General features: G+C 64.4%; 23 protein-coding genes. 14 read left to right on the plus strand and 9 right to left on the minus strand.

All coding sequences use genetic code 11. From position 1 onward, the window contains the following. Positions 1-41: 41 nt before the first annotated feature. Positions 42-1,646 (minus strand): glycoside hydrolase family protein, encoded by a 1,605-nt coding sequence (locus EAO80_RS18025; protein WP_162994082.1) that lies wholly within the window; start codon positions 1,644-1,646, stop codon positions 42-44. A gap of 150 nt (positions 1,647-1,796) precedes the next feature. Between EAO80_RS18025 and EAO80_RS18030 the strand changes: the two genes are divergently transcribed. From EAO80_RS18030 to EAO80_RS18065, 8 genes are all read left to right on the plus strand, one after another. Next, positions 1,797-2,786: a Gfo/Idh/MocA family protein gene (locus tag EAO80_RS18030; RefSeq protein WP_122091215.1), complete on the plus strand. Its 990-nt coding sequence runs from the start codon at positions 1,797-1,799 to the stop codon at positions 2,784-2,786. A gap of 5 nt (positions 2,787-2,791) precedes the next feature. Then, a complete protein-coding gene (locus EAO80_RS18035; protein WP_122091321.1) occupies positions 2,792-3,769 on the plus strand; it encodes a Gfo/Idh/MocA family protein in 978 nt (325 codons plus the stop codon). A 55-nt stretch (positions 3,770-3,824) separates the two neighbouring features. Continuing rightward, positions 3,825-4,865 (plus strand): Gfo/Idh/MocA family protein, encoded by a 1,041-nt coding sequence (locus EAO80_RS18040; RefSeq protein ID WP_122091322.1) that lies wholly within the window; start codon positions 3,825-3,827, stop codon positions 4,863-4,865. After that, positions 4,862-5,662 (plus strand): sugar phosphate isomerase/epimerase family protein, encoded by an 801-nt coding sequence (locus EAO80_RS18045; RefSeq protein ID WP_122091216.1) that lies wholly within the window; start codon positions 4,862-4,864, stop codon positions 5,660-5,662. The genes EAO80_RS18040 and EAO80_RS18045 overlap by 4 nt, the downstream gene beginning before the upstream one ends. A 175-nt stretch (positions 5,663-5,837) precedes the next feature. Continuing rightward, positions 5,838-7,436 carry an N-acyl-D-amino-acid deacylase family protein gene (locus EAO80_RS18050; RefSeq protein WP_122091217.1) on the plus strand — a complete coding sequence of 533 codons (1,599 nt, stop codon included), beginning with the start codon at positions 5,838-5,840 and terminating at the stop codon, positions 7,434-7,436. A gap of 84 nt (positions 7,437-7,520) precedes the next feature. Next, positions 7,521-8,255 carry a fumarylacetoacetate hydrolase family protein gene (locus tag EAO80_RS18055; RefSeq protein WP_122091218.1) on the plus strand — a complete coding sequence of 245 codons (735 nt, stop codon included), beginning with the start codon at positions 7,521-7,523 and terminating at the stop codon, positions 8,253-8,255. Then, positions 8,252-9,463, plus strand: coding sequence for an aminotransferase class V-fold PLP-dependent enzyme (locus EAO80_RS18060; RefSeq protein ID WP_122091219.1), 1,212 nt, complete (start codon positions 8,252-8,254; stop codon positions 9,461-9,463). The genes EAO80_RS18055 and EAO80_RS18060 overlap by 4 nt, the downstream gene beginning before the upstream one ends. A 133-nt stretch (positions 9,464-9,596) precedes the next feature. Beyond that, a complete protein-coding gene (locus EAO80_RS18065) occupies positions 9,597-10,433 on the plus strand; it encodes an NAD-dependent epimerase/dehydratase family protein (RefSeq protein ID WP_122091220.1) in 837 nt (278 codons plus the stop codon). Positions 10,434-10,580: 147 nt separating this feature from the next. On the opposite strand, the gene EAO80_RS18070 is transcribed toward EAO80_RS18065, so the two are convergent. The 3 genes from EAO80_RS18070 to EAO80_RS18080 all read right to left on the minus strand — a co-directional run bounded on the left by EAO80_RS18070 (position 10,581) and on the right by EAO80_RS18080 (position 13,410). Then, a complete protein-coding gene (locus EAO80_RS18070; RefSeq protein WP_122091221.1) occupies positions 10,581-11,402 on the minus strand; it encodes a PIG-L deacetylase family protein in 822 nt (273 codons plus the stop codon). Between the two features lie 62 nt (positions 11,403-11,464). Beyond that, positions 11,465-12,454: a Gfo/Idh/MocA family protein gene (locus tag EAO80_RS18075; protein WP_122091222.1), complete on the minus strand. Its 990-nt coding sequence runs from the start codon at positions 12,452-12,454 to the stop codon at positions 11,465-11,467. After that, positions 12,451-13,410: a Gfo/Idh/MocA family protein gene (locus tag EAO80_RS18080; RefSeq protein WP_122091223.1), complete on the minus strand. Its 960-nt coding sequence runs from the start codon at positions 13,408-13,410 to the stop codon at positions 12,451-12,453. The genes EAO80_RS18075 and EAO80_RS18080 overlap by 4 nt, the downstream gene beginning before the upstream one ends. 209 nt (positions 13,411-13,619) lie before the next feature. On the opposite strand from EAO80_RS18080, the gene EAO80_RS18085 reads away from it, so the two are divergent. From EAO80_RS18085 to EAO80_RS20510, 3 genes are all read left to right on the plus strand, one after another. After that, positions 13,620-14,381: an IclR family transcriptional regulator gene (locus EAO80_RS18085; protein ID WP_122091224.1), complete on the plus strand. Its 762-nt coding sequence runs from the start codon at positions 13,620-13,622 to the stop codon at positions 14,379-14,381. Between the two features lie 115 nt (positions 14,382-14,496). Then, on the plus strand, positions 14,497-15,354 hold the full coding sequence (locus EAO80_RS18090; protein WP_122091225.1) for a ParA family protein: 858 nt from the start codon (positions 14,497-14,499) through the stop codon (positions 15,352-15,354). Between the two features lie 248 nt (positions 15,355-15,602). Beyond that, the gene (locus tag EAO80_RS20510; protein ID WP_245998712.1) at positions 15,603-15,809 is read left to right on the plus strand and encodes a hypothetical protein; all 207 of its coding nucleotides are present in this window, start codon (positions 15,603-15,605) and stop codon (positions 15,807-15,809) included. 760 nt (positions 15,810-16,569) lie between these two features. Here EAO80_RS20510 and EAO80_RS18100 read toward each other — a convergent pair. Continuing rightward, on the minus strand, positions 16,570-17,142 hold the full coding sequence (locus tag EAO80_RS18100) for a hypothetical protein (RefSeq protein WP_122091226.1): 573 nt from the start codon (positions 17,140-17,142) through the stop codon (positions 16,570-16,572). Positions 17,143-17,355: 213 nt separating this feature from the next. Next, positions 17,356-19,122, minus strand: a complete 1,767-nt coding sequence (locus tag EAO80_RS18105) for a nitrite/sulfite reductase (protein ID WP_122091227.1) — start codon at positions 19,120-19,122, stop codon at positions 17,356-17,358. Between the two features lie 322 nt (positions 19,123-19,444). On the opposite strand from EAO80_RS18105, the gene EAO80_RS18110 reads away from it, so the two are divergent. Together EAO80_RS18110 and EAO80_RS18115 are read left to right on the plus strand one after the other, a co-directional pair. After that, a complete protein-coding gene (locus EAO80_RS18110; protein WP_122091324.1) occupies positions 19,445-20,302 on the plus strand; it encodes a hypothetical protein in 858 nt (285 codons plus the stop codon). A 93-nt stretch (positions 20,303-20,395) separates the two neighbouring features. Continuing rightward, a complete protein-coding gene (locus EAO80_RS18115; protein ID WP_122091228.1) occupies positions 20,396-21,322 on the plus strand; it encodes a PH domain-containing protein in 927 nt (308 codons plus the stop codon). Between the two features lies 1 nt (position 21,323). Here the strand turns inward: EAO80_RS18115 and EAO80_RS18120 are convergent, their stop codons facing one another. The 3 genes from EAO80_RS18120 to EAO80_RS18130 form a co-directional block, all read right to left on the minus strand. Then, the gene (locus tag EAO80_RS18120) at positions 21,324-21,686 is read right to left on the minus strand and encodes an SHOCT domain-containing protein (protein ID WP_122091229.1); all 363 of its coding nucleotides are present in this window, start codon (positions 21,684-21,686) and stop codon (positions 21,324-21,326) included. Between the two features lie 54 nt (positions 21,687-21,740). Continuing rightward, the gene (locus EAO80_RS18125) at positions 21,741-22,874 is read right to left on the minus strand and encodes a copper resistance D family protein (RefSeq protein ID WP_122091230.1); all 1,134 of its coding nucleotides are present in this window, start codon (positions 22,872-22,874) and stop codon (positions 21,741-21,743) included. Positions 22,875-23,350: 476 nt separating this feature from the next. Then, entirely contained in the window at positions 23,351-23,626 is a 276-nt protein-coding gene (locus EAO80_RS18130) for a hypothetical protein (protein WP_122091231.1), read from the minus strand. 371 nt (positions 23,627-23,997) lie between these two features. On the opposite strand from EAO80_RS18130, the gene EAO80_RS18135 reads away from it, so the two are divergent. Beyond that, complete coding sequence (locus EAO80_RS18135) at positions 23,998-25,320, plus strand: MFS transporter (RefSeq protein ID WP_122091232.1); 1,323 nt, start codon at positions 23,998-24,000, stop codon at positions 25,318-25,320. The last annotated feature ends 28 nt before the right edge of the window (positions 25,321-25,348 follow it).

Genomic DNA, 25,348 nt, shown 5'->3' on the forward strand with positions numbered 1-25,348 from the left:
ATCCCTTGGGCGTGCCCGAAGGGGCCTCGTTCGCGACCTCGTCACCACCAGTCGTTCTGGTAGGTCTCCAAGTCCGTGACGCCGCCGTCATGAAGGTCGTCGACGGCGTGGAACTCCGAGAGGCGCACCCGAAGGCCGTCGATCGGGCCCTGAACGATCGTATCCGTGTTCCAGACCTTACAGCCGTGGATCCGGACGTTCGAGAGCGCGCCCACCGAGGGCTGGTCGCCCTCCGGCGTGTGCTCGATGAACGCGCGCGGTTCGTCGCCGTCCGCGACGTCGAACGCACAGTCGCTGAAGTCGATGTACCGGACCGACGACGTCTCCGAAAGGATCCGACACTCGACGAACGTATCGAGACCCCGTGCAGTGCAGTCGCTGAAACTGACGTTCTCGATCAGGTCGTCGCCCCACGTCCAGAGGACGACTGCCGCCGGGATCCGTTCGTCGTGGTCGGGGTAGCGCGGCCCCATTGTACACGAGTCGACGCGGCCGTTCCGGATCTCGCCGGTGAACGCCGAGAACGCGATCGTATCGACGTCACAATCGGAGATGCGAAAGCCGTCGACCTCCTGGAGAATGCCGATGCGCCGAACCGAACAGCCGTGAACGGCGACGTCGGTGATGCCGCCGCGGACGCCGTGGATCGCCAGGTGTTCGTCCATTCGGCAGTCGATGAAGTTCAGGTTGTGGCCGCCGGTTCCCCCCTCGCCGATGCTCGGGGCCGCCTGGATGCCCGGGCCGTTCACGTTGTCGTAGGTCGAACAGCGGACGACGTCGACGTGTCTGCAGGTACCGCGAAGGGTGATGCCGTCGTAGCCGGTGTTGCGGGCGAGGCAGTCGACCATCTTCGAGCGCGTACAGTCGGTGAAGACCATCCCGTAGCGCCAGTCGACGTTCTCGACGGTGATCGAGTCGAACAGCGCGTTGTCGACGGTGTGAAGCCAGACCGGGCCCCACCGAATGTCGTCCTGGGAACTGTCGACGCCTTCGAAGTCGATGTGACCGCCGCGAACCGTGATGTCGTGATTGCCGTTCTCGTGGTCGTCGTTCGTGATGAGTGCGGCGCCGCCGTGGAATACCTCGGTGTCCGACTCGTTCATCGTGGACGTGATCGTGACGCCGTCGAGGATTTCGAGCGTGAACTCGCTGGGAAGGTAGACCGTTCGATTCCACTCTCCCTCGTCGCCGTAGACGACGACCTTGTTGTGGCCCTCGGCGTCGGCTTCATCGACGGCGCGTTGTACCGCAGCGGCACCGTCCGCGACTTCGACGTAGCGGACGTTGGTGATCACGTCATCGTCCGCGGCGTTCAGGACGCCGTTCTCGATGGAGAGGTTCTCGCCCGAGAAATCGACGATCGGTTCCGAGCCGCCCATCTCGATAGCACCCAGATCGTGCAGAGCGTGTCCTTGGGCGTCGACGTCCCGATTCCACGGGTGCGATCGGGAGTTCTGTCCGGTATCAGCGGTCCCAGTGCCGGTCAGAAACCCCATACCGGCGATTCCAGCGGCCGCCATCACCGCCCGTCGGCCGAGTGGCGCCGCAGGTGGTGATCCGGTCGGCGTCTCGTCTGTTAGCTGTTCGTCCCTGGTTCTGGACGACTCGTCCGACTCGGACGAGTCGCCGTCTCGACTACTGGTCATAGCCAATGTCAACAACGACCACGGTATCTAAATAATTTTAGTACTAGTATATATCAATTTTAACTGAATACGAACAAGGTAGCGTAGTATTTCATAACGACTGCGTACTGTCACAATACTTATCATGCGGCTTTCTGTTGATCACGTGTAATGGAACGGATCGGAATCCTCGGCCGCGGGTTCATGGCGAGGGTCCACGCCCAGCGATACGGTCGGATCGACGGCGTCGACGTCGCGGCGGTCGCCTCGCCGGGTGGCCCGACCGCGTTCGCCGACGAGTACGCCGACGGTGCGGCGGTCTACGACGATGCCCCCGAGATGTACGACTCGATACCGCTCGACGCGGTGGACGTCTGTACGCCGACGCACACCCACCGCGAACTGGTCGTTCCGGCGCTCGACCGCGGGCTAGACGTGCTCTGTGAGAAACCCATCGCGCGGACGATGGCGGGTGCGCGAGCGATCGCCGACGCGGCCACGGACGCGGACGCGACGGTCGTTCCCGGACACACGATCCGGTTCTTCCCCGAGTACGCGAAAGCTCGCGATCGGGTCCAAGCCGGGGACGTCGGCTCGCCCGGGAACGTCAGAACGTTCCGCCAGTCGCCGTTCGAGGACCGGTCCGACTGGTTCGCGGACGACGAGAAGAGCGGCGGCGTCCTTCTGGATCTGGCGATCCACGACTTCGATTTCCTCCGGTGGACCGTCGGCGAGGTCGATCGGGTTTTCGCCCGCCGTCGGCAGTGGAACGCACACGAGTACGCGCTCGCGACCGTCCGCTTCGAGAGCGGCGCCGTCGGCCACGTCGACGCCCGCTGGCCCCGGCGTCCCGACCTGCCCTTCGTGACCCGCTTCGAGATCGCCGGCGATGGAGGTCTTCTCGAGTTCGACAGCGAGGACGCGACCCCGATCGAGGTGAGCAGCACGACGGCGGAGAAACTCGACCGGGACCCGATCGACGAACCCCTCGAAAAGGACCCGTACCTGCGCGAACTCGAGGCGTTCGTCGACTGCGTTCGGAGGGACGACGAGCCGGCGATCGCGCTCGAGGACGGCATCGAAACTCTGCGCGTCGCACTCGCCGCGCTCGAATCCGCAGAGCGCGGTGAGCCCGTTCGTCCCGCGGAGGTGAGGGCGTGATCCGGATGGGGCTGCTCTCGACGGCCCACGTCCACACGGGCGGGTTCGCGTCGCGACTCGCGGCCGCCGAGGGCGTGGAGTTCGTCGGCGTCACCGATGACGACGCGGCGCGCGGTCGCGAGGCGGCCGCAGAACACGAGACGACCTTCTACGAACCGGCGGCCCTCGTCGAGCACGTCGACGCCGCCATCGTCTCGTCGACCAACACGACCCACCGTCGATGGGTGGAACTGGCGGCCGACGCGGGCCTCGACGTGCTCTGTGAGAAGCCGCTGGCGACGACGATGGCCGACGCACGGGCGATCGTCGACGCCTGCGAGGCGGCGGGCGTCCGGCTGGGGCTCTGTATGCCGCTCCCGTTCAGCGTCCCCGCACGGCGGGCGAAGGCGGCGTTCGACGCCGGCGAGATAGGCGAGTTACGCGTTGCCGTCGGGACGAACCGCGCCTGGTTGCGCGATCGTCACCTGACGGGCTGGTCGGCCGATCCGGAACACGCGGGCGGCGGCGCGGCGATGGATCACACGGTCCACATCGTAAACCTCGTACGCTGGATCACGGGCGAGGAGGTCGTCGAGGTCTCCGCCGAACTGTCGACGATGCACGACGGCCTCGCCGTCGAGGACGTCACCGTCCTCTCGATGGAGCTCTCGGACGGCAGCGTGTTCACGCTCGACGGCTCGTGGGATCGGCCCGACGACTGGGACTACTGGGGCGACGCGACGCTGAACCTGATTGGAACTGAGGGCGAGATCGCACTCGACTGTTTCGACCAGACGCTCAAGCGGACTCGCGAGGGCGAGGGGGTCGACGGCGTCTACTGGGGGTCGATTCCGGACGACGGGCTTCTCCGGGACTTCCTCGATGCGATCGAGGACGACCGGCCGCCGCTCGTCTCGGGCGAGGACGGCCTTCGGGAGACGGCCGTCGTCCTCGCGGTCTACGAGTCCGACGAGCGGGGCGAACCGGTCGCGGTGGAGTACTGAGCGGACGGGGCCGCGGCGAGTAGCTTTTTGTATCGGTCCGACGATGGTTTCCTCGATGGTTCCAGACACGCCGGTCCGCGTCGGTATCGTCGGACTCGGCACGATCGGCCGAATCCACGCGGAGCGAATCGACACGCTCGGCGGCGAACTCGCGGGTGCCGACCTCGATCCCGCTGCCAGAACGGACTTCGAAATCGAGTTCGACGCCCCGACCTATCCCGACCACGACGCGTTGCTCGAATCGGGCGTCGACGCCGTGATCGTCGGCGTCCCGAACGGCGTTCACGAGACGGTCGCGGTCGATGCACTTGAGGCCGGCGTCGACGTCCTCCTCGAGAAGCCGCTCGCCCACACGGTCGAGAGCGCAGAACGGATCGCCGCCGCCGCCCGCGACGCCGAGGGGTTCTGTACGGTCGGGTTTACGATGCGCCACTCGGCCCAGACCGAGCGCGTCAGGGCGCTTCGCGAGGTGGGGGCGTTCGGCTCGATCTCGCACATTGAGGTGACCTACCTGCGACGGGGCGGCGTCCCCGGCAGCGGCGACGGCTGGTTCACGGATCCGGACCTCGCCGGCGGCGGCGTGTTGATGGATCTCGGCGTCCACGTCATCGACCTCGCGCTCCACGTCCTCGGGCATCCCGACATCGTGGAGGTGAGCGGGACCACGCGCTCCGAGTACGGCGAGTACGCCGTCGACGATTCGGCGACGGGACTGCTCCGGACGGCCGACGGCCGGACGATCGCCATCGACACCGCCTGGCACGGGACCTGCGAGCCCGAGCGGGCGTGTGTCGTCCGGGGCACCGACGCCGGTGCGGCGTTCGAGATCGGCGGATCGGAGCTATCGCTCGTGAGCGCGGACGCCGCGGAGCCCGTCGAAGTCGTCTCAGTCGACGAGACGGACATGCATCTCGCCGAGGACCGGACCTTCCTCGAGGCCGTCGCCGGTGAGCGCGACCCACCTAACGGAATCGTCGAGGAGGCGCTGTCCGTCCAGCGCGTTATCGAGACGCTCTACGAGTCGGGTACGTCCGGGACGGCGGTTCGTCTCGACTCGCCGGTCGCGGCCGCCGACGGTTCGGGTGCGAACGAATGAACGTCGATATCGGGCTCTGTACCGTCTCGAGCAAGGAGCGCGCCGTCGAGGCCGTCATCGAACTGGCCGCCGAGGCCGGCTACGACGGCGTCGAACTCTGGGGACGCGATCACGTCGGCGACGGTTCCGTGGACGACTGTCGTCGGATCGTCGACGCGGTCGACGCGAACGGGCTCGGAATTCCCGTCTATGGTTCGTACCTCCGCTGTGGAACCGACGAGTTCGACGACAGGGTGGAACACGAACTCGCGATCGCGGGGCGACTCGACGCCGACCTGATCCGCGTCTGGGCCGGCCGGCAGGAGTATGAGGACCACGATGCCGAGCACTGGAACCGGGTCGTCTGTGATCTCGAACGCCTGACCGACCGGGCGGCCGCGTACGGCGTCGGTGTCACGGTCGAGAAGCATGCGGGCACGCTGACTGACACCCTAGAAGGGGCTCGACGACTGATCGAGGCGGTCGACGACGAACACTGCGGGCTCAACTACCAGCCGGGGTTTTCGGTCCCGAAAGACGAGATCGAACGCGAGGCGACCGAACTCGCACCCCGCTCGAACAACCTCCATCTCCAGGCCGTCCGCGAGTGCGGCGAGAGCCGTCGTTGTCCGCTCTCGGAGGCGTTCTACGACCTCGAGACCGTCCTCGCGCCGTTCCTCGACGCCGGGTTCGACGGCTCCGCGAACGTCGAGTTCGTGACTGACGAGCGGCCGTACCCGGCCGCGATCGAGGCCGACCGTCGGTATGTAGCGTCGATCCTGCAGGCCGACTCCCACGAGCGAGCGCACACCCGTTGAGTGGCGGCCGTCAACAGCGAGAAGATCTCTCGACGACGTGCCTCGAGGTCCCACAGCGGGCACTGGACGGCGATTTCCTGCCAGTAGGGCCGAGCAGCGCCCGGTCGGCGGTGACCTCCGAGAGGCGCTCGGGTGGGGCGGAGGATTTAGGGTCTCACCCGTGAAGGGGTGAGTCATGTCGCCCGAGCTGTGCATCGAGAACGCGCGTATCGTCGACGGAACGGGCGCGCCCTGGTTTCGGGGCGCGGTCGGCGTCGAGGACGGAACGATCACCCACGTCTGCAGGGAACGTGAACCCGAGTTCGACGCCGCGGTCCACGTCGACGCCGCGGGGAGCGTCGTCTGTCCCGGCTTCGTCGACGCCCATTCGCATTCGGATCTGGAGCTGTTCTCGGATCCGACGCTCGCGCCGAAGACGCGCCAGGGAATTACCACCGAAATCCTCGGCCAGGACGGCTTCTCGATGGCGCCGCTCTCCGACGCCGACGACATCGAGGCATGGCAGGGGTACGTTAGCGGCCTCGCGGGTCGCCTCGAACGCGAGTGGTCGTGGCGCTCGGTGGCCGACTATCTGGACGCGATCGACGACGCCGGCGTCGCGCCGAACGTCGCGACGCTGGTCGGCCACGGGACGGCCCGCTACGAGGTCCTCGGGATGGACGACGTCGAACCGACCGACGCCGAACTCGAGGAGATGGCCTCCGTGGTCGCCGAGGGGCTGGCCGACGGCGCGGTGGGGTTCTCGAGCGGGCTCGTCTACACGCCGCAGGTGTACTCGAGTACCGCGGAGGTGTCGCGTCTCGCCGCCGAACTCGAACCGTACGGCCGCCCCTTTGTTGCCCACATCCGAAGCGAGGGCCGGTGGATCTGGGAGGCGATGGACGAGTTCATCGACATCGGCGCCGAGTACGACGTCCCGATCCACCAGTCACACTTCAAACTCACCGGCAGCGGGCAACGGGGCAAGGTCGAACGCGTGCTCGAACGGGTCGAACTCGCCCGCGAGCGCGGCGTCGACATGACGGCCGACCAGTACCCCTACACCGCCGGCAGCAGCATGTTGACGTCCTTGCTTCCCCCGTGGATGCAGTCGAAGGGGGCAGACGAGATGCGCGCGGCGCTTGCCGATCCCGAACAGCGCGAGGCCGTTCGACGGGACATCGAGGAGTGGCGCATCGACGGCTGGGAGAACGTCGGGGGAAAGACCGGCTGGGATCGCGTCGAGATCACGAACCTCGCCTCCGAGGAGTACCGCGCCGACGCGGGAAAGGATCTCGCGACCGTCGCGAACGAGCGCGACAGCGACCCCGCAGAGGTGCTCTGTGACGTCCTGCTCGCGGAGGACCTCGATGCGGCCATGATCGCCCACGGCATGATCGAATCGGACGTCCGGGAGATTCTCCGAAGCGACCGCGTGGCGGTCGGGACCGACGGACTGTTCGGTTCGCGACCCCACCCTCGCGTCTACGGGTCGTTCCCGCGCGTCCTGTCGCACTACGTCCGCGAGGAGGGCGTGCTCTCGATCGAGCGGGCCATCTACAAGATGACGGCGCTGCCCGCACGGATCCACGGCCTCGACTCGAAGGGGGTCGTTCGGCCGGGGCTGGACGCCGATCTGGTCGTCTTCGATCCCCACGTCGTCGCCGACCGGGCGACCTTCGACGACCCGCGCCGGTACCCGCGGGGCATCGAACACGTGTTCGTCGACGGGACGGCCGTCGTCCGAGACGGCGCCGTCACTGACGCCCGCCCTGGCTCCGCCATTCGTGCCTGACCCGATTCACGACGATAGGCGTCCGACTACGTCGCCCCGACGGCCGAAAGAACGTTAGTGTCCCGCGAGAAGTACCGGATGACAATGCGCACGGTACGATTCAGCGACCCGTCCGGCTACGCCCGAACGGGTGAATGGACCGACGACGGCATCGAGACCACCGACCGGACGTACGACCCCAACGAGGTGTCGCTTCTGGCGCCGACCGAACCGACGAAGGTCGTCTGTCAGGCCGGCGGCTACATGGACCACCGCGAGGAGTCGGGCCTCGAGGACCGCCCCGAGCGCCCCGAACTGTTCTTGAAGACGCCCAACTGCGTCTCCGGGCACGGCGACGCCATCGAACTGCCGCCGGGCCGTGACCTCGTCGAGTTCGAAGCGGAGTTCGGCATCGTCATCGGCGAGCAGTGTCGCGGGGTTTCGCAAGAAGACGCGATGGACGTCGTCGCGGGGTTCACCTGCGTCAACGACGTTTCGAACCGCGACGACCAGCGCGAGGAGCGAAACTGGGTCCGCGGGAAGGCCTTCGACGGCTCGCTCCCGATGGGGCCGGTCGTCGCCACGCCCGACGAGGTGCCCGAAGACGCGACGCTCACCCTCCGGCACAACGGCGAGGTGAAACAGGAGACCACCCGCGAGATGATGATCTTCTCCGTCGAGGAACTCGTCGCGGACGTCTCGGAACTGATCACGCTCGAGGCCGGTGACGTCATCGCGACGGGGACGCCGTTCGGGCCCGACGCGCTCTCCGAGGGCGACACCGTCGAGGTCGACTTCGAGGGCGTCGGCACCCTCGAAAACCACGTCACGAGCCGATGACGGACCGGAACACGATCTACGACGAACTGGGCGTTCCGTCGGTCGTGAACGCGACCGGCACCAAGACCCGCATCGGCGGGACGCTCATCCGCGAGGAGGCCCGCGAAGCGATGGACCGGGCCGCGGAGGCGTTCGTCCGCCTCTCGGACCTGCAGGCCGCCGCCTCCGAGCGGATCGCCGACGTCACGGGAGCCGAGGCGGGTTACGTGACCAACGGGGCGAGCTCCGCGCTCGCACTTGCCGCCGCGGCGTGTATCGCGGGCGACGACCTCGAAACGATGGCGAGGCTCCCCGACACTGAGGGGATCCCCGATGAGATCGTCATGGCGCGCACCCATCGAAACGGCTACGACCATGCGCTCCGCCTCTCGGGCGCCGAGATCGTCGACGTCGGCGCGAACGACTACCACCTCGGGACCGGCTCGGAGAACACCGAGCCCTGGGAGATCGCCGAAGCGATCACCGAGGAGACGGTCGCCGTCGCCTACATGCAAAAGCCGTTCACGCGACCGCCGCTCCCCGAGATCGTCGAGATCGCCCACGAGCACGACCTCCCGGTGATCGTCGACGCGGCAGCGGAACTACCGCCGACGAGGAACCTGCGGACGTTCGTCGAGCAGGGCGCCGACCTCGTCGCGTTCAGCGGCGGCAAGGCGATCCGCGGGCCGCAGTCGTCGGGCATCCTCGCCGGGCGCGAGGCCCTCGTCAGGTCCGTCGCGCGCCAGCACCTCGACATGCACGCCGAGAGCTCCGTCTACGAGCCGCCGGAGGCGCTCGTCGACGCCGACGGGCTTCCCGGGGTCCCCCGACAGGGGATCGGCCGATCGATGAAGGTCGGCAAGGAGGAACTCGCCGGCCTGCTCGCCGCGCTCGACGCGTTCATCGAGGAGGACGACGAGGCCGTCCTGGGCGAGTGGCACGAGCGCGCAGAACGGATCGCCGCCGCGCTCGAATCCGTCGATAGCCTCGAGGTCGAACTCGCCAACGCGGCGAAGACCGACGCCGTCTCGACCGTCGCCGTCACCGTCGGCGAGGACGCCCCGTTGACCGCCGCCGAACTCGTTCTGTCGTTGCGCCGGGAGAACCCGCGGGTGTTCGTTGGCGCCGACGACGTCCACCGGTCGCGGTTCACGATCAATCCCCGGTGTCTGCCCGACTCCGAGGTCGACTACGTCGTCGATCGGATCGTCGCCCACCTCGAACGCTGACCGACTGAACACTTCGTCAGAGATCGTTTCTACGGCAGCCAGTGGGAGAAAAACGACGAGAAGTTGACCACAGCGCGCCGTGGCTGGCGATTTCGGCCCATATCGTTAAGAGGAGCTACCGAGAATCGGATGCATGAAGGTGCTGGTAACCGGAGCGAGCGGCGTCGTCGGGCGGGCGATCCTCGACGAACTCGGCGACGGGGACGCCTACTCGTTTACGGCGCTGGACATCGAGGACCACCCCGACCCCGACGTCGAGACGATCCGAGCGAGCGTCACCGACTACGACGCGATCCGGCCCGCGTTCGACGGCGTCGATGCGGTCATCCACCTAGCGGTGTACGCGCCGGGGTTCGTCGACGAGGACTGGGACCGGATCATGGCGGTGAACGTCGACGGGACGCGAAACGTCCTCCGGGCGGCGAGGGAGGCCGAGGTCGACACCGTGATCTTCGCGTCGACGAACCACGTCGTCGGGATGTACGAACGGGAGTTCTCGCCGGAGATCTACGATCCGGCCTTCGAACTGTCCGTCGACCACACCGACCCTGTCCGACCCGATTCGACCTACGGCGTCTCGAAGCTCTGCAACGAACACGACGGTCGGTTCTTCGTCGAGACGAACGAGTACCCGAAACGGTTCTACGCGCTTCGGATCTGCTCGGTCCGCGACCCCGAGTACGACCACCCGTACGGCGACGCCGAGAAGGGGGTGGACGACGGCCGGTGGGAGCGAAACAGCGAGGAGTACGAACGACAGGTCGCCCGACTGAAGGCGACGTGGTTCTCCCGACGCGATCTGGGAGGAATGATCGACCGACTGCTTGCCGACGAGTCCGTCACCTTCGACGTCTTCTACGGCGTCAGCGACAACGACGGGCGCTGGTTCGACATCGACCACGCACGAAGCGTCCTCGGCTACGACCCCGAGGACGACGGGGCGGAGTGGGACGGCCCACCGACGCCGTAGCGGTCGTCTATCGGGTAGGGAATGGGGAGCCGGAAACACGCTTGATCGCCGTGTCATCGCATCATTTCCCGGTTCCGACGAGTCCGTACGTGAGAATCACCGGACGAACGTCGGGAAAAACTCGGAAGAAGCGTCGGCAGAATTCGATCAGTACGAGAACAGTCCCTCGGCGAGGGCGGGCGTGAGGTCGCCGCCGTATTCGGAGACCTCGAACGCCTCAACGTACTCGATCTCCTGGGCACGGTCGGATCCGTAACGCTCGGCCAGCAGGTCGCGGAACCGATCGGCCGTGGTTCGCATCTCTTCGAGCCCCCCGATCGGATCGGTGGCGAGCCACTCGCGACGCGCGTCGGGCTCGTCGGGAACCGATTCGAGGATCCCCTCGGTGTAGGGGAGCCACTCGTACATCTGGGACTCGTGACGATCGAGTGCGTCGTACTTCCGTTCGACCTGTTCGTCGTCGATCGGGACGATCACGTCGGGATCGAACGGATAGGGGCGCTCGAACCCGTCCAGCACGTAGGAGAAGACCGGGTTATACTCAAGGGCCGGGACGTTCGGGCAGACGTTCGGCACCATGACCATGTAGGCGGCGTCGCGGACCAATTGTGAGGTGTAGCGGTGGTCCGGGTGGTAGTCGTTCGTCCGGTGGGTGAGGACGACGTCGGGTTCGAACTCGCGGATCAGCTGGATGAGCGTCTTTCGGTTCTCCAGGGCCGGTCTGAGTTCGCCGTCGGGGACATCGAGGACGTCGTATTCGATGCCGGCGACCGCCGCGGCCGCCGCCGCTTCCTCGCGTCGTCTCCGCACGAGTTCGTCGCCGGCCTGTTCGTGGTGGCCGCCCCGGCCGTCGGTCATTGAGACGAATTTGACGTCGTGGCCGGCCGCCGCGGCCGTACAGGCGAGCCCGCCCGCTCGAATGTCCGGATCGTCAGGGTGTGCACCGATGACGAGGAGTCTGTAGGGCATGCCCCGAGACGCACTCCCGGATACCGAAAAGCTTCCGGCCGGTGTCGTATCGTCCGTCGCGTTCAGCGGTCGACGCGGACCGGCTTTCCGGTCTCGGCGGACTCGTAGGCGGCCTCGACGACCGCGACGGCTTCGAAACCCTCGTCCGGCGTCGTCATCGGATCGCGGTTGTCGCGAACGGCGCCAACGAAGTCGTCGATCAGCGCCTCCGTCGTGTTCGTCCCGTGGAAGACGCGGTTGACGCCGGCGTCCGGCCCGGATGCGGACGTGTGAACGATCGACTGATCCGTGTAGTCGACCGCCACCGTCCCGTCGCTGCCGGTCAGTTCGACGGTGGCGTCGCCCCACGTGTGCCACGCATCGGGCTTGCTCCAGGAGCCGTCGAGGAGGAACACCGTTCCGTCCGAGAGCTCCATCGAGAGGACGTTTGCGTCCTCGACGGGGATGTCGTGAAAGCGCGTATCGATCTCGGCGTACACCTCGACGACGTGCTGGCCGGTAAGATGGGCGACGAGGTCGACGACGTGGACCGTGTGGTCCATGACGGCACCGCCGCCGGACAGGTAGGGATCGACGAACCAGCCGCCGGGCATTCGTCCCCGATTGGTCCCGGAGATCGACCGGATCGTTCCGATCCCGCCGGCTTCGAGTGTCTCCTTGGCCCGGCGAGCGGGTTCGCAAAAGCGAAGCGGCATCGCGACGCCGATCCGGACGTCCGACGCTCGCCACCGGTCGACGATGGCGCGTGCGTTCTCGACGGTCGTCGCGAGCGGCTTCTCACAGAGCACGTCGACGTTCGCCGCGGCCGCCCGGTCGATCCACTCGCGATGGTCGACGTTCGGCGAGCAGACGACGCCGGCGTCGATCCGTCTGAGCAACGCCTCGACGTCCTCGACGTACTCGGTCCCGTGGCGCTGTGCGGTTTCGCGCCCGCGCTCCGGGTCCTCGTCGACGACGCCCACGAACTCGACGTCCTCGCGGGCCGCGAGTTGTCCGGCGTAAGCGTCGGTGTGGACGTGCGCCGACGAGAGGACGCCGACCGAGACCGTCACGCGACCACCTCCTCGGGTCGGACGGGTTCGCCCCGCTCGGCAGAGCGCTCCGCGGCGAGCGCAAGGCGCAGCGATTCGGTCGCGTCCGCGACACCGACCTCGGGTTCGGTTCCCGACTCGAGACAGGCGATGAAGTGCTCGAGTTCGCGTCGATAGGCGTTTTTCGCGACCGGACGTTCGACGACCGCGTCGTCGGCCCACTCTCGATACGGCGATTCGTCCGCACTCGAGAGTTCGACCAGTCCGTCGTCGCCCGCGAACTCGAGTTCCGTCGTGAACGGCCGCGAATCGGGCTGACTCCACGAGGATTCGACGTAGCCGACGGCGCCGCTCTCGAATCGGAGCGTGACGAAACCGTGTTCAGCACTGGCATCGCGCCGCCGGCGCGCGAAGACCCGATCGACCTCGCCCCAGCACCAGCGCAGGTAATCGAGATCGTGGATCCCGAGGTCGACGAAGATCCCGCCGCTCTTCTCGCGGTCGGCGAACCAGTCGTCGGATCCCCAGTCGGGAAACGGCGAGAGTCGTCGCGCGCGAGCGACGCCGTGGGAACCGATCTCGAGGTCCTTGGCCGCCCTGTAGGCCTGATCGAACCGAACGACGTGACCCACCATGAACGTCAGGTCGGCCTCGTCGACGATGTCGGCGATCTTATGGGCTTCCCCGAGCGTTCCCGCGACCGGTTTCTCGACGAAGACGTCGACGCCCGCCTCCGCCGCGGTCCGAACGAGATCGAGATGAGTGTGCGTCGGCGTGCAGACGTCGAGATAGTCGATATCGGTCCGCTTGCACAACGTCGCGACGTCAGTATGGGCTGTAGCATCTAGTCCGAGTTCGTCGATGAACCCCTGCGGCCCGCTTCGTGAGGCGACGGCGGCGACCTCGACACCCATCCCTGCGTACTCCTCCGCGTGGGTACGGGCCATGAAGCCCGCTCCCGCGATACCAACTCGCATACTGAGAAAGCACACATCAGCGCGGTAATAAGCCTTTTGCGCAATAGTTCTTATGATCTAATTAATAGAAATATCGATGGGAGAACACTGAATCAGATGCGAGAATACGTTCGTTTCGTAACGGATTCAATATCGTTCTCCATAGAAGAGCCGTCGTTTGGAATAGCAAAACATTTATTTTATCTCGATTATACAAAGCATTTAACTACATGAATAAGGCGAAGAATCCGGTGCAGGCGGTTCAGCGGACCATCGATATCGTCGATTACCTTCGTAATACTGGCGGCGCACGCGTGACCGAGATCGCGGACGCAGTCGACGTCTCGAAGGGGACGGCACACTGCCATCTGGCCACGCTTGAGCAGAACGGGTACGTGATCAATGAGGGGAACGGGTACAAACTCGGCTTACAGTTCATCGACCTCGCCCACCACGCGAAGGCCCGAATCGATATCTACGACGTGACGACGACGGAAGTCGACGCACTCGCCGAGGAGTCGGGGGAGATGGCCCTGTTCACCGTCGAAGAGGGCGACGACGGCGTCTGTCTGTACGTCGCAAGAGGGGACGATGCGGTACGGACCGAGGTCTACGTCGGCTATCGAACCGGTCTCTATCACACCGCCGTCGGAAAGGCAATACTCGCCTTCCTCCCCGCCGAAAGGCGCGACACGCTCATCAACGGAATGAGGTTCGAGCCGATGACCCCGAACACGATCACTGACCCACGGACGCTTCGGGACGAACTCGAACGGATCCGCAAGGACGGGATCGCCTACAACCACGAGGAGACCATCAAGGGACTCGTCGGCGCCGGCGCGCCGATCCGAGACCAGAGTGGCACGGTCTATGGTGCGATCAGTGTCATCGGTCCGGCCCGGCGAATGAGCGACGAGCGGTTGACCAACGATATTCCGGAGATGATCCGGCGAGCGGTCAACATCGTCGAGATCAATATCACGTCGCTATAGGCGACTGATGCTTACAGGTTAAGTAGTCATATAGTATAGTTATATATTATACCTATGGAATATAGCTATACTGTCTGACTTAACTTTATACTCATGGCACGGCATTACTCCGGTTATGTTGACCTATACCCCGGTTTCGGAAGCGGGCGGAGTCGGCAAGACGACGACCGCAGCGACTCTCGCCGTTAGTCACGCGCGAGCGGGATACGACGTGCTGGCGATCGATATGGATACGCAAAACGGGAGCCTCACGTACTTCTTCGGACCCGATTACGACCGGGGGAACCCCGAGAGCGACAACTTGGTCCGCCATCTGGTCGGTCGACCGAACGGTGAATTCCAAGCGCTCACCCACGAAGTCGAACATGGCGTCGATCTGATCCCCTCACACAACATGCTAGAGGACATCCACGAGTTCCTGTTGAACGAGAAAAACCAGGCCGAGCGACTGGGCGAATCGTATAGCATGTATCACCAGCTCCATCGAGTCCTCCAGGAAGCGAACGTCCGTGAGAACTACGACGTCATCATCGTAGATTCGGCCGGGAAAGCCGGTCCGATCCTCTACAACGCGCTGGTTGCCGTTCGTAACGTCGTGATTCCGTTCGAGGCTACCGCAAAGGGACAAGAGTCCATCGAAGGACTCGACGATCTGGTCGATGGACTCGAGGGAAGTGTCGGGGCCGACGTCGGCGTTCTAGCCGTCGTTCCGATCGGGTATAAGGACACGCGTGACCAGCGAGAGATCCTCGGTGAACTGCGCGAAAGCGGGTTTGCAGTGCCGGTTGTCATCGGCGAGCGAGGGTCGCTGATCGAGGGCTGTTGGAAACAGCAATGCAGTCCCTACACCTACGTCGAGAACCACCGGAGTCGAAAACGGGAGTACGAGCTCGAAACCCTCGACCAGTTCGACGAGCTCGCTCGCCACTTGGAACGCCAAGCGAAACTCGAAACCTCGGAGGTGACGGCGTAATGGGACTCAAATCCGGTTCACGGGACGCAGGACTCGATGAAACGAACGACGACGAGGAACACCAACCGGATCGGAACACGACTGAGACGAACGAATCGAACTCAGCCAACGAGCAGTCCGATCAGGAACCCATCGCTAAATCGGAAGAACCCCTCGTGGATTCTTCTGCGAACTCCAACGCAAAATCGGATCAAACGGACGACCGACCCACGATAGACTCAATTCCGTACAAGTTACGTCGAAATAAGGTGAACGAAGGGCGCGACCAGGTTCCGTATTTCCTTCGGAAGGAGGTCATCAGCGCCGAAGGTGACCTCCAAGACACGCTCGAAGAAATGCTGGGTGAAACGGTCTATAAATCGGATTACAGGGAGGCAGCGATGGTCGTCGCACAGCGCAATCCGGAGTTCGTCGCCGAGGTGCTTCGAGAATGGGGATACGATCTCGAGGTCTAGCAAGTCACAAAGTACTAAACGAGAGTACGAGATGTCCACACCAGATGGTTTCTCAATGAGCCAAATGCGAGGGTTACGGACTGGCGAGCATCGACGATTTCCAGGTCGTTGAGACGCTCTAACAGCGGACCGTACACTCGGTAGTTCCAGCCTCCTTTGTGGTGTTCATCGATTCGGTAGCTCGGATCAATCGTTATCCACTATAGATAGATCTCTCAGATGTGAGGAATCGTCTCCATTTGCTTGATCGGGCCAACCCACACACCCCTTGTCCGACAAGTACACTCTGGATCCTCCAAGCCCTTCACTGAGTCCATTGATCGGCCCTGTTTTCGTTTCGACAGCGGCGCCGCTACGGAAACCAAACCGCGTTCGGCGGACTCACTGCCGTGATCAGTTTCGTTACGTCGATTCCGGTTCGGGCGGGTATCACTCCGTGAAAACTCCCGTCGAAGCGAACTGGATCTTGGGGCCGGGGGCTGCGCTCGTCAGCGGGGGACGACTGTCGGGCGGGAAACATCGTTTCCCAACCACGACGTCTGAGACGGGGTATCGTGCGGGTGGTCGCTCTTCGTCCCGATCATCGCAGGGTGCACGTTGTCCCGTCTCTAATTTCTATTCATATAGAGTTAATTTAAATCTTTCTAATAAGATTTGACCTTTCGAAAGGAGATTTAGTCCCCGATGAGGGTGGCGACGGCGCACCCCAAGCCGATTCCGGGTCTCGTGCGTTTCGTTCGGAATCCCGGTGGTGTCCGTGCTATCGGTACAAAAGGGCCTCCCGGAACCGGACGAAGTGGCTGTCGCGACTCGTCGCGGGCACGGCGTCGCCGTCGACGAACTGGTAGCGTTCGTCCGATAGTACGTTCAGACAGGTCGCGAGCGCGTCGACGTTCCGTTGTGCGATGAGGCCACTTTTTCCGGGGTCGTGCTCGGCGATACGGATGTTCTCCTCGATTCGTGCGGCATTAAGGACGACCACGTTCGTGTCGCGTCGCCGGAACACGTGTGCGAGCCGGTCGAGGACCGAGAGGACGTCCTGCAGTCGATTCGTCGAGTCGTCCGTATCGAACAGGCTCGCGCCCGGCGGAAACAGGGAGGGATAGCCCTCCGAGTCGTTCCACTCGGCTGCGAGCCCGTTTCGATGCGTTTCCGCCAGCAGGGTCGTCACGGCGCGCTCGGCCTCCGGTGGTAGATCCTCCGGTAGTTCGATCAGCAGGTACTCGGCGGTCAGGTCGTCGACCGAGATCGGGGCGGCGTACTGCTTCGAATCCCGGCGGGGAATCGAGAGGCGGCGCAAAGCGCTGCCGATGAACGGCTTGAGAGCGGGCATGCACGAACCTACGTGCGGTTCACCGGTAAACGCTTCTATCGAAACATTCAGTAAAATAAAATACGAATTAAAATGACGAGAATAGGAACATTCGCCCTGCGTCTCATGTCGACCTAGGAGGCACTCCGGATACTCTCGTTTCGAGCGAGCTTCGCGGTCGACGAACGTGTTTCCATCGGTGTATCCCGATTTCGAGTTTCGTCGTGATGCGAGTCAGTCGTCCATAGCGATCGGAACCCCGTTCTCGTTGGTCGGTGCGGGACTCTCGCTGTCGTCGAACGGGTACCACGACTGCTTCGCGTCGGTCAGAGAGAGGTCCTCGTAGCCGTCTACCTCCTCGGGCTCGGCGAGTTCGACGATGGTTTCGTGGCCGGTCGCATCGACCCAGTCGCGGAACGTCTGCTCGTCCGTCCGCAGCGCGGCGTAGGCCTCGATGATGTTTTTGAGCATGCCGGGCACCTCGTCGGCCGGAACGCGCTGGCGAACCCACTCGATGAACGCCGGTTCGGTCCCGATACCGCCGCCGATACCGACGTCCATCGCCTCGACCATCTCCCCGTCCTTGCGCGCGCGCATCCCCTGGAGGCCGATATCCGCGGTCATCGCCTGGCCGCAGTCGGCGGTACACCCTGAGACGTGGATCTTGATCCGATCGATGTCGTCCGGCACCTCGACGTTGTTCCGGAGCCAGCGCAGCAAGCGCGCCGTTCGTGCCTTCGTTTCGACGAGCGCGATCGAGCAGAACTCCGTTCCGGTACACGCCATTCCCCCCTGAACGAACGGGTTGGGCTCAGGCGTGTGAGTTCCCAGAAGCGGTTCGGCGAGCAGCTCGTCGAGCCGGTCGTCGGGGACGTCCATGATCAGCGGGTTCTGTCGACGGGTCAGGCGAACCTCGCCGCTCCCGTATTCGTCGGCGAGATCCGCAAGCTCGATGGCCTCCTCGGCCGGGAGACGCCCGACCGGGACCGAGAGCCCGACGTAGTTCCGATCGTCCTCCTGATCGTAGACGCCGACGTGATCGTGGGCGCCCTGCTCCGCCGGGAGACCGGCGTTGTAGGTGTACTCGCCGCGGAAGTTCGTCCCCGCGGTTTCGAGCGGGAACGAAAGGCGCTCTTCGAGGGCTTCCCGGATCGCGTCGGTCCCCCAGTCGTCGACGAAAAAGCGCGCGCGGTTCTTCGAGCGGTTCTGCCGGTTGCCCTCCTCGTGGTAGAGCTCGACGAACGCTCGGACGGTTTCGACAGCATGCTCCGGGCGAACGAACAGATCCAACGATCGGGCGGGCCGCGGTTCGCGACCGCCGAGTCCGCCGCCGACTCGCACGTTGAACCCTTCGACCTCCGTCCCGTCGATGAACTTGTGGGCCGGTTCGAGGCCGATGTCGTTGATCGAGTCCTGCGCGCAGCCCTGTCGACAGCCCGACACGGAGATGTTGAACTTCCGGGGCATGTTCGAGAGGGCGTCGTCGTCCCGGATCGTCTCCTGGATCTCGTCGAGGATCGGCCGGGAGTCGACGTACTCCTCGGCCTTGCCGGCGACGGGACAGCCCGAGATGTTACGCATCGTATCCCCGCCGGCCGACCGCGACGAGACGCCGACGGCTTCGAGCTTGTCCCAGATCTCCGGGACGTCCTCCAGTTTGAGCCAGTGCAGCTGCACGGACTGGCGGGTGGTGAGGTCGATCCACCCGTTCCCGAACTCGGGGTTCTCTGCGGGACCCTTAGCATACTCGCGTGCGATCTCGCCGATCGCGCGGAGCTGGTCCGGTTCGAGGATCCCGCCGCAGTTGGTCAGGCGCATCATGAAGTACGATTCCTGACCGCTGCGTTGGTGGAAGATACCCCAAAACTTGAACCGCGTGAACCAGTCCTCGCGTTCGTCCTCCGGGATCGCGTCCCACCCCTTCTCGGCGAACGCTTCGAGTTTCTCCCTGACTGCGTCGCCGTACAACTCCTCTTTGACGTGCTCTTTTTTGTGAACCATAGTTACGACTAGGCTGATCCGTAATCGTTCTGTTTTACTCCCTTTCGACCATCAACTGTCCTTGAAATCATGTCTGAGATGTGTGTCCGAGGATGTAAAAACGTATCCGTTTAATAAATAGAAAATATCACGTCTCTAAAGCACATCCGGACAGAACTATAGTTACTGTATATAATATAGCGTCATTATACGTATTAATACAATATGTCCACTGCCGGTCGCCAGCACGACGGTTCGTTGACTGGTCTCCTTCCGACTGGGGACTCCTCGCTCGGACGACCGGCGACCCGAGGCTTAACTCCGGGTGGCACCTACGACGACCGTGTTCAAGCCGTCGGCTCGCGCCGTAGCGTTCGTCCTCGCCGTCCTCGGTGTCGCTGCTGTCGGGATAGAACGAGCGCGCCGTCGCGCGAGAGCTGTTCCCCTTTCCCCGCTCCACGGCGACGCTCGGATCGATCCGACGTGGCCGGAGCGCAAGGCGGTTCGCGGCGACCGAATCTCCGGCGAGATGGGGTCGCTCGCGGACTACGCCCGCCCCGGATTCGATCCGGCCCGCGTCCATCCGAACGTCCGTGACCTCTACGAGCGAACGGACGACTTCGAGATGACGGTCGCTGCCACGTGGCACTTCCCCTACTCGCTCGGCGCGCCGATGGCCAGCCGATGGACGAGCCGAATCGAACAGTTGAACCTCCCCGGCCCGGGCGCCGATTCGAAGCGGGTATCGAGCGACCTGTTCGCGCTGGAGGAGTCGGCTGCGTCAGCCGACCCGCGGGACGACCCACGATTGTGGATCCGGACGGACGCCGCAACCGGCGAAGGGGTGTTCGTCGCCGTCTACGCCAGTTTCGTCGACGACGGCGAGCGCTTCGTCGATATCGCCGTGCCGCTTCCGGGAGCGAACCTCTCCACCGTTCTTCGAATGGACCACTACGGCAAGGGAATCACGCTCACGACCGCCTGTCCCGGTGGGGGGCTGTACCTCCACACGGACGTGGGAGCCTTCGCGCTCCCGGCCAGCCAGTGCTTTCGCGTCTCGCCGGCCGGGGGTACGAAGGTTCCCGCCAGCACCGACGCTGCGCGAACGGAGGGCGACGTCCTGGCGGACCAGCGTATCTCCCTGTTCGGACTCCCGCTCGTAACCGTTCGGTACGCCGCCACACGAAACCGGACAGCGTGACGAGCCTCATGTGGGATCCCGATCGGTCCGCCCTGACACGGGTGACGTATCAGGGAGCGTACTTTTATTTGCCAGTGGTTCCTATCGGCTGGTATGTCCCGCCATCAGCGTGTGCCCTCCCTTCCGGAGACGCCCGGCGTGCCAGACGCCGGGTTCATGGCCGCAGCGGGGGCGTACGTCGCCGCGGTGTTCGTCGCGCTCGCCGTCGTTATCAGCGTCGCGGCCGACGCGTCGACGGCAAGCGCACTCGGGGCCGTCGCCTCGGCGATCACCGTCGGCCTTGTCGCGGGCGGGATCGCCTCGGGTCACGTTCGCGGCCTGCCCGAGCGTCTTGGCCGGGGAGGGCGTTCGATGGCGCTGCCGTTTGTCGTCCCCGTCGCGTTCGCCGCGAGCGCCCTGCTCGTCGCGCTGGTCCCGCGGCTGTCGATTGCGCTCGCGCTCGGAGCCGCGGTCGGGGCGGGGATCACCGCGGTTCCCGCGCTCGCCATCGCCTCCATGTCACGGACTCGCTACACCAAGGCGATGACTCCCGACGAGCCCCTTGCCTCGACCCCGCTGTTGAACCCGAACCGGGACCGGCGCTGGATCGCGTTGGGCCTTCTCAATGCTCTCCTTCTCGTGCTCCTTTCCGCCGGCGAGAGTGTCAGTACCGGCCAACTCTCAGTCGGGCTGGTATTTTTCACCCTGTACGCGCTTCTCTACGGGATCGCGCTCCGGTTCGAGTCCACGGATTCCGACGCCGGCGGCCGGCTGCGGCGGTATCTCTCCGACCGGTTCGAAGACGCGATGGAGCCACAGTGGCTTTCGGAGCTTCGGGTTCACGAGGCGGGATTGACCGTGAAACATCCGGCCCAGCGGCGGTTCTCCCCGTGGTCGGCCGTCGAGGACGTCCGGCTGACCGGCGAGGAACTCGTCGTCGAGCGCCGCCGATTCCCGGCTCTTCGGTGCGATCGGACAGTGATCGAGGAGCCCGAGCACCTTCACGAGGCGATCGAACGGGCGCGAGGATCTCAACCCTGAATCAGTCCGACCGTTCGATCGAGAGCTCCCGAGTCTCGACGCCTGCGCGCTCGGCGCGCTCGTTCGCATCGATCAATCGGTCGAGCGCCGCCTCGAACTCCGCCTCGGAGAGTTCGCCGGCGGCATAGCGCGCCTGCAGTTTCGTTATCGGATCCGGCTCGGGTTCGTCGTTCCTTTCCGACCCGATTCGCTGGGTCAGATACCACGTCAAAAAGACGCTGACGACGAGCAGTGCGGTGATCGCGACGGCGTACAGGGGATCGGCGAGCAACAACGCGGTGATGATGACGACATCGGCGAGAACGAACTTGATGATGAATATCTCCATGAGATCGTAGTTGCTTTCGGTGCCGTCGTTGCTCATATCTGATATCTCTCGTCGACCGGGAATAACTGTGTGGGCCGACGATTCGGGTGCTCACCCGACGAGGTCGGACGCGCCGAGCTCGTATCCGAGCGCGAGTGAACCGACGAGCGCGATGGCGACCGCGCTGGTCTTGAGCAGCGTCGCGAACCCGATGGCAGCGCCGACGGCGAGCCGACCGGACGCGGCGACCGTTGCGCCGAAGAGCTCGTACGACGGGGTCATGGTGGTCAGGACGACCGACAGCGCAATGGCCACGACCAGCACGGCGAGCTCCAGGCGAACCGAGCGTGTGACAGCCGAGACGGCGTCCGACGGGGCGATCCGAGGTTTCGCGACCGCGAGTAGCCCCGGAATCGCCGCCGTCGAGCGGGGCTCGTCCGCGGAGGTGGCGATGCGCTCGTGGACGACGACCCGGTTGAACCCGCCGATCGCGGCCGCAAGCGAGACGAGGCCGACCTTCGCCGAGAGGAGGAGCCCGTACGGGGTCGAAACGAGCGCCGAGAGCGTCGGGACGTGCCACGCGGCGATCACGATTCCGGTCGCGAAGGCGACCGTGACGCCGGCGACGGCGATCATCGAGAACCGGCGGATGATCGACCTGATCAACGGGGCCACCGTCGCCTCGTCGGGTTCGCTCCCCAACAGCGCGGGGAACGCCGCGAGGACGGCCAACCCGCCGACCCACAGTGCCGCACCCGTCATGTGACCGAACTTCGCGACGATCGCCACTGCCTCGCTGTCGACCGCTATCGAGTAGCGCGTCCAGCAGAACGCAAGCAACATTCCGAGCCCGCCGACGCAGACGGCGTCGAGCCAGTGGCGCGGCGAGAGGAATCGTCGGCCCGCCGTCAGGACACCCAGGAAACCGGCGACCGCGACGAGAGCCAGCCACGTTCGTCCGTCCGGCGTCGCGCTCGCCCACCCGACGAGCGAACCAACGCCGCTCGCTTCGACCGTGCTCACCGCGAGTGCGCTTGCAGCGAGCACAGCGCCGACGAGCGCGGCGCCGACGGTCATCGAAGTGAAGCGATCCATGCGAGCCGTCTCCAAGCCGTAGCGTTCCAGTTCCGGGCGAACGACGTACCGAAGCGTCGGCGGTCCGCCGACTAACATCATTATCGCACCGATTAACACCCCCCGCAACACGGGAGACGAGATCCCTGCCAGTACCGATACTGCGCTCATGGTCACTTCCGAATCAGTCAGTCGGTATAAATAAACGTCCAGTTAGATTTTTCGGCTCCATACCCCCTCAAATCTCAGACTCGTATCTGTCGAATGACCTGAGGGATTAGCGACTGGTTAGATAGTATATGTGATATGAAATTCAAGACCGGTGTGTCCCTCTCTCTTGTCCCTTTCGCCGGTCGAGAACTCGGACACGTCCGTGGTCGATCGCTCCCTCCTTTACGTTCTTCTCGCGATAACGGATGAAACAAGCGGGGAGTTCTCCACTGGCGCCCGTTGTGCGAACGGGGCCGTTCGAGGCGGTTTACGCGTCTCGGCCTGGCGAAGACGACGAATGAGGGACGGCTAGTCGCCCGGTTATCGTGCTTTCGTCGAGTAGCACTCGAAATTGTCCCGCAGTAAGATCCTTCCCCGCAGTTTTCGCTTCCGAACCCGTCGGATCGGCCCGTTGCCGTGTCGAGCCTGCTGCCGGTTCAGTTGTAGACCAGCCGGTGGAGTTTCGTGCGCTCTTGGTCGCGCAGTCGGGGGAGCGACGAGACGACGAGATCGTCGTCGTATCGTAGCGGGCTACAGGAAACCAGGCCGTCACCGCGCAGTTCTTCGAGGAGTCCCTGAGCGGTTCGTCCGTCGAGCGACAGCGTTTCGGTCAGTGCGCTGAGCCGAACGTTGTTCTCCCGTCGAACCGCCTCTAGGACCGCGAGTTTGTGCTCGGTGTCGTGTTCGGCTCCGCCGATGAGGTGAGTGCTCATAACACACGGTTGCACCGGGTGGATAGTAGTTCTTTCGGTGATTAACTACAGTTCGAAGCAATTTTCGTCCGGTAGCCGATGGACGATGGCAACCCGGTTCGAATCGTGATTCTGCACGGTAACTATCTTCGACGATCGTTTCCTATTTCGGCCGATCAGATGATCTCTTCCTTATACTCCCCCTAAATCACCATATACCACTAGTTACCTCCCCTTCTATGGTGGGTTTATTAATATCAGTAGCGAAGCCGTTATTACGGTTGAGTGGTCAGCTGAAATCGAATTATCGATATGAACGTCATCGAATACGCGATAGTAGTGGAAGATCGTAGTTATACCGCGATCGGAACCGGGCAAAGTGGAGGGGAACTGTGATCCGCGGCAAGTGGAAGAACCTCCTGTTGGCGACCGCGATGTTCAACCTCGGGTTCGTGATCTGGTTCTCCTTTGCGCCCTTTACCGGCGGGATCGCCGAGGAGTTCGGACTCTCGGTGGCCGAACTCGGGATCGTCTCAAGCGCCGCGGTCATCGCCGTCCCGCTCGGCCGTATCGTGATCGGCCCGTTGACCGATAAGTTCGGCGCGCCGGTGACCGCCGGGGTCACGATGGTAACTGTGGGGGTGTTCTGTATCATCAGCGCCTACGCCACGACCTACGAGGTGTTTACGGCCTCGCGGATCGTCGCCTCGCTGGCGGGCATCACCTTCGTCATCGGCATCCAGCACGTCTCCGAGTGGTTCGAGGAGGAGAACCTCGGCACCGCCGAGGGGATCTTCGCCGGCATCGGTAACGCCGGTGCGGGGATCGGCGCCTACTTCACCCTCCCGCGTATCTTCGGCGAGGACTATGCCGGCCCGCTCTTTACGACCAACTGGCGGGCCGCCTTCTTCTACACCGGTGTGCTCGCGATCGTTCTGGGGATCGTCTACTTCCTCTTCGGTGACGCCGCCAAAAACGTCGAGAAACGGGAGGCGACCAAGGCCGACGTGAGCCCCCGACGGTGGCTCTACATCGCCACCCGCTACGGTGCGGTCGTGCTCTCGGTCGCCTACGTCATGACGTTCGGGCTCGAACTCGCGATGAACGGCTGGCTGGGCACCTACTACCGCGAGGCGTTCGGCGAGGGCGATATCGTGATCGCGGCGACGTTCGCGGCGACGTTCTCGATCGCCGCCGGGCTGCTCCGGCCGATCGGGGGCTACGTCAGCGACGTCGTCGCCCGCAAGGAGATCGAACTCCTGCCGTGGTTCGAGGGACGATACAGGGAACAGTGGACGTTCTCGACCCTCGTCCTCGTCGTCGTCGCGATGATCGGGATGACTATCGCCGGGCTCTCAGGTAACATCTATGCCGCCGTCGTCGCGGGCTTTTTCGTCGGGGTCGGCTGTGCGTTCTCAGAGGGAGCGATCTTCGCGCAGGTACCCGCGATGTTCCCCGATAGCTCGGGCAGCGTCGCGGGCATCGTCGGCGGAATCGGCTCCTCGGGCGGATCGATCTACCCGCTCGTCTTCTCGGCGACGCTTCTCCCGAACCTTCACTTGGGCTACGCGGTCGTCGCGGTCACGATGGTTCCCATCCTCGTCCTCGCGGCGTGGGTGTTCCAGCCCCATATCGCCGAGCAGGCGACGACCGGCGGCTGGTTCGTCGACGAGCCCGATACCGGCGCCAGACCCGCCGTCAGCAGCGACGACTGATCCGTCCTCGCTCGTAGCTTTCCTCGAC

Origin of the sequence: Halalkalicoccus subterraneus (genome assembly GCF_003697815.1) — an archaeon.
Classification (GTDB): Archaea; Halobacteriota; Halobacteria; order Halobacteriales; family Halalkalicoccaceae; genus Halalkalicoccus; species Halalkalicoccus subterraneus.